This is a genomic window from Flammeovirga sp. SJP92 (assembly GCF_001583495.1).
Classification (GTDB): Bacteria; Bacteroidota; Bacteroidia; order Cytophagales; family Flammeovirgaceae; genus Flammeovirga.
This window is the reverse complement of sequence record NZ_LQAQ01000004.1, coordinates 1-4,443: the sequence shown is the minus strand read 5'-3', so window position 1 is coordinate 4,443 and position 4,443 is coordinate 1. Positions and strand designations below refer to the sequence as shown.

Here is a 4,443-nt window from a genome sequence, read left to right as displayed (position 1 = left end):
AACGCTAAAAAACGTATTAATAGTGGTTCTATTGAAAGTTTTTTGAAGGAAGTAATCGCAAAACAATAAATAGAATTAGTATTAGATAATTTTGAATTTGTACTTAATAGCTAACAAATAATAATTATTATGTCACAGTACACTAGAATTGAAGTAATACAAAAGATGGGAGAAATTGGTATGGTCCCTGTCTTTTATCACAGAGATTTTGAAACAGCCAAACAAGTTTTAAAAGCAACTTATGATGGAGGTTGCAGAGTGTTTGAATTCACTAATAGAGGAGATAATTCTCACAAAATTTTTGAAAAGCTACTTGAATTTGCTCACGCTCACTTACCCGGAATGATGCTCGGGATTGGTTCTATTGTCGATCCTTTTACTGCTGCGCTTTACATACAAATGGGAGCGGATTTTATAGTTTGTCCTCTATTGAATGAAGAAGTGATAAAAATTTGCAACCGAAGAAAAGTTGCTGTAAGTCCAGGTTGTGGTTCTGTCACTGAGATTGGAAAAGCCGAAGAATTAGGAGTGGAATTGGTCAAGGTATTTCCTGCCGCTCAAGTAGGTGGTCCTGGCTTTATTAAGGGAATAAAAGCACCATGTCCATGGTCTAATATAATGCCAACTGGAGGGGTAACTACTGAAAAAGATAACTTAAAAAGTTGGTTTGAAGCCGGTGCTTATTGTGTTGGAATTGGTTCAAACCTTATCCTTAAAGAACATTCGGGTAATATTGATATTGATGGAATTGAATCTTTGACAAGGCAAGTTTTAGAGGATATAAACAGCATCAGAAAAAATTTTTAATTCTTAAAAAATACAATCGATTGTCATGGATTTTACACTGATCTGATGGATAAAATATTGTAATAACGATGCTAGTTTACAGTTTTAATAAGTTCTTCTAATTCATTTTGGAAGAACTTTTTTTTTTTAAGGGGAAAAAGAAAAAATTGAAGGTAAAAAAACTTTTATAGTGGCTCGCTGGACCTTCTCGCAAAAAAATCCAAGCAAGCCACAAAGGTAATCGATATCTATTAGGTAAAGAATCTTTATAAAATACGCATTACCTTTTAACCCTGTTCTTTGTGTTTTTTAGTGCATATTTGAAACATGCTCATAATCCTCAATAAGACGATAAACCTTAAAATTATCCAGTGTCATATGATTATGTACTGTTCTTAAGCCAAAATGTCCTTCTTTGTAAGGGTGCTGATCTTGATAATTGAAAATCAATGAGTCATTTCTGTAGTATTGAATGAGGTCATTGTAGGCGATCAGTCTGATTTTTTTGGTGGTGTTGGGAGTGATTAGAAATTCAGGGTCCGTTAGATCGTGTTCTGGTAGAAGTGGCTTTTCACCATTACCGGTGTATCTACGGAAACGTGTTTTCTTATTGTAGTGCCCTCCCATACCCACATAATAAAGGCTTAAGGAGTCGTAATTTGGAAAACGACCGCTTCTGAATTCTGATTTTGCGAACAAATTTGTAGGGTTTTCACTGTCAGTGGCCATCCAAAAACAATTCAAATCAGAAGCTCTGTCAAATTCACCTCCTTTTTTGATGACATGTGCATCATATTCAATCATTATTGGCCCTTGAAGTTTTTCTTTAAACCAAACGGTACAGCCTCCGGCATCATTCACTTCCAATTTTCCATCTTTATGATAGACTTCTCCCCCTGGCATCTGCTCTGCTTTCCAGTTATCAATTCCTTTTTCAAAATCATCACTGTAAATCAGTTCTGCTTTTACGGTTGTGGTATCGTTTAATTTTAGCGTTCGCACTTCATTGGAGTGGCAACCCATCATTGCGATGGCCAAAAGGCTCCATAAAATCTTCTTTTTTTTCATCTTTCTATTCAGCTAAAACTACATCTTCATTTACTGTCTCAGAGGAAGCTTTTTGTTTTATTTTGATGGTAAATGATGCCATCAATAAGTAAGCTGCACTTCCTAGAATAATAATTACAGCGCCCATTTGTGAATGCATTGCATCGGATAATAATCCCATGGCAAATGGAATAATTGCTCCTCCAAATACGCCTGTGATCATTAAACCTGAAATTTCATTGGCTTTATCGGGGTGAACTTGCATGGCCATGCCGAAAATAATAGCGAAGATATTAGCAATGAAAAACCCGATTAGACCGTATAAGGCGAAGATGCCGATCTTTGATTCTACAAACAGTAAAGCCACAATGCCGGCTACTGCAATCACCATACTAATTTTAAAGAATTTGGCTGGCGAGAGCTTTGCTAAAATGAATGCACCCATGAATGCACCTAACGTACGAAGTGCAAAATATACGCTTGGGCCATAGCCTGCTTCAATGGAAGTGAGTCCGCAACGCTCCATCAGAATTTTGGGAGCAGCGGTGTTGATGCCTACATCTACACCCACTACAAACAGAATCCCTAAGAATAAAAGCACAATTGTTTTATCTTTTAAGAGACCTAAAACCTGTCCAAATGAACTTGCTTTTTCTGTACTGATTGTTTCTTCAATAGGTGCGAAGTACAGCCAAATTGTTGAAAGTAAAGTGATGACTGCGTAAATAGGGAAAATGTATTGCCAATTATTAAAATAGCTTGCTGCAAATGCCGCAATAAAAGGTGCCGTAAAAGATGAAATTGCCTTTACAAATTGTCCTGCAGTTAAACTACTTGTCAGTTGGTCTCCGCTCACTACATTCGATAAAAGAGGATTTAGTGAAACTTGCAGGATGGTATTGGCAATACCTAAAAGGGCAAATGCAACCAAAGCCATTTCAAAAGAATACTCAATCAGCGGTATAAACATTGCAAATACCGTAATGATATTACTGAGTAAAACTGTCTTCTTCCTTCCGATTTTTGTCATCAATATTCCCGTAGGAATAGAGAAAATCAAAAACATAGAAAATAGGGCTACTGGAATTAAGTTGGAAAGTGTATCTTGGTAATCTTTGCTGTAATCTACCAGTAAATCTTCTTTGACATGTGCTACGGTAATGCCTACTACATCACAGAAACCCATTACAAAAAAGCCAAACAATACTGGCAATACAGTTGATGTTACTTTGCTATTCATGATTGTGTTGTTTGAAGTAATAAAAACTGAATGCATTGTAAACTTTCAATTTCTACAAGTTTTTTATGATCTACTTTCAAGGCTGGGGAAGCACTACTAAACTAATCGGGTAGAAAGTTCATTGTTGCTAATGTTAGATCATCAAAAATCTCACAATTCCAAAAACTTAGCTAATTGAAAACTGCGTTTACAATGTACTGACTACTTCCAAGTACCAAGACATCATCCGCAATGTCTCTTTTCTCTCTTCAAAATAATTGTGTATCACTATTAAACAAGATTGCGAACGATGACCTTGGTACTCAGAAGTTCAGTTGGATATAAGTACTAGAAAAAAAGTTATATAACTTTTTTAATGAAGAATTAAGAATGTAGAATTATGGTTCGTAAAATGGTTTTTATGGTGGTTATTAAGCCACATCAAGAACCATAATTCTTCATTCTTCCCTCTTAATTCTTCATTCAATTCTACAGTGGTTGTTCTTGGTCTAAAACAATTTTAACGACTGAAACAAACTTATTGGTAGGTTGAACAGGTAACTGAAGTGCCCCTTCTACCCACTCTATATTTGAACCTGAAGATGCTAACAGTGTAGCACTTTTCACTTTTACTTTTTCGTTTAATGGAAGTTTGCCATCTTCTGGCCAATCAAAAACGTGAGCATAAACTACATTTCCTTTTGATGTATAAACACCCCATTCTGGTTTTTCAAATGGACTAGCTTTCGCTCCGTAAATGGCTTCTTCATTTTCCTTCATCCACTCTCCCATTGTGTTCAAACGAACTACGCTTTCTTCAGGAACATTACCTAGGCCATCAGGGCCAATATTCAACAAGAAGTTACCGCCTTTTGATACAATGTCTACTAAACTTTGGATCAATAACGTATCGCTTTTCCAGTTCAGATCAGAAGGTTTATAGCCCCAAGAACCGTTCATTGTGAAACATGCTTCCCAATCTTCATCAATTCCTGTTGCCGGAACTTCTTTCTCTGGCGTACCAAAATCACCTACAAAATTTCCTTCCACATTGAAGCCCGCCATACCGTTACGTCCTTTGTCCACTCTATTGTTGACAATTGTGTTGGGTTGTAAATCTAGAATGTAATCATACATTTCTTTACCCATTTCTGTAGTGTAATCAGCAATCCATTCTCCATCAAACCATATCACGCCAATATCTCCATAGTTGCTTAAAAGTTCTCCTACTTGTGGTTTTAAATAGTTTTTAAAATACTTCGGAAATTCAGGATTTGATTTTGTCTGATCTTTTTGCCCGATGTTGTAATCAGGGTAAAATATGGATTGTGCTTGAGGGTGATGCCAGTCTGTGATAGAGTGATACAGACAGAAAACGATGCCTTGCTTTT

The 4,443-nt window shown here is 36.3% G+C and carries 4 protein-coding genes; 1 reads left to right on the top strand and 3 read right to left on the bottom strand.

All coding sequences use genetic code 11. The features are described from left to right. Positions 1–129 precede the first annotated feature (129 nt). Entirely contained in the window at positions 130–807 is a 678-nt protein-coding gene (locus tag AVL50_RS00350; protein WP_062614496.1) for a bifunctional 4-hydroxy-2-oxoglutarate aldolase/2-dehydro-3-deoxy-phosphogluconate aldolase, read from the top strand. A gap of 288 nt (positions 808–1,095) precedes the next feature. Here the strand turns inward: AVL50_RS00350 and AVL50_RS00345 are convergent, their stop codons facing one another. From AVL50_RS00345 to AVL50_RS00335, 3 genes are all read right to left on the bottom strand, one after another. Beyond that, entirely contained in the window at positions 1,096–1,854 is a 759-nt protein-coding gene (locus AVL50_RS00345; RefSeq protein WP_062614495.1) for a DUF6250 domain-containing protein, read from the bottom strand. 4 nt (positions 1,855–1,858) lie between these two features. Continuing rightward, entirely contained in the window at positions 1,859–3,073 is a 1,215-nt protein-coding gene (locus tag AVL50_RS00340; protein ID WP_062614494.1) for an MFS transporter, read from the bottom strand. A gap of 468 nt (positions 3,074–3,541) precedes the next feature. Beyond that, a partial coding sequence (locus AVL50_RS00335) for an alpha-L-fucosidase (RefSeq protein WP_172826729.1) occupies positions 3,542–4,443 on the bottom strand: 902 nt, incomplete at its 5' end.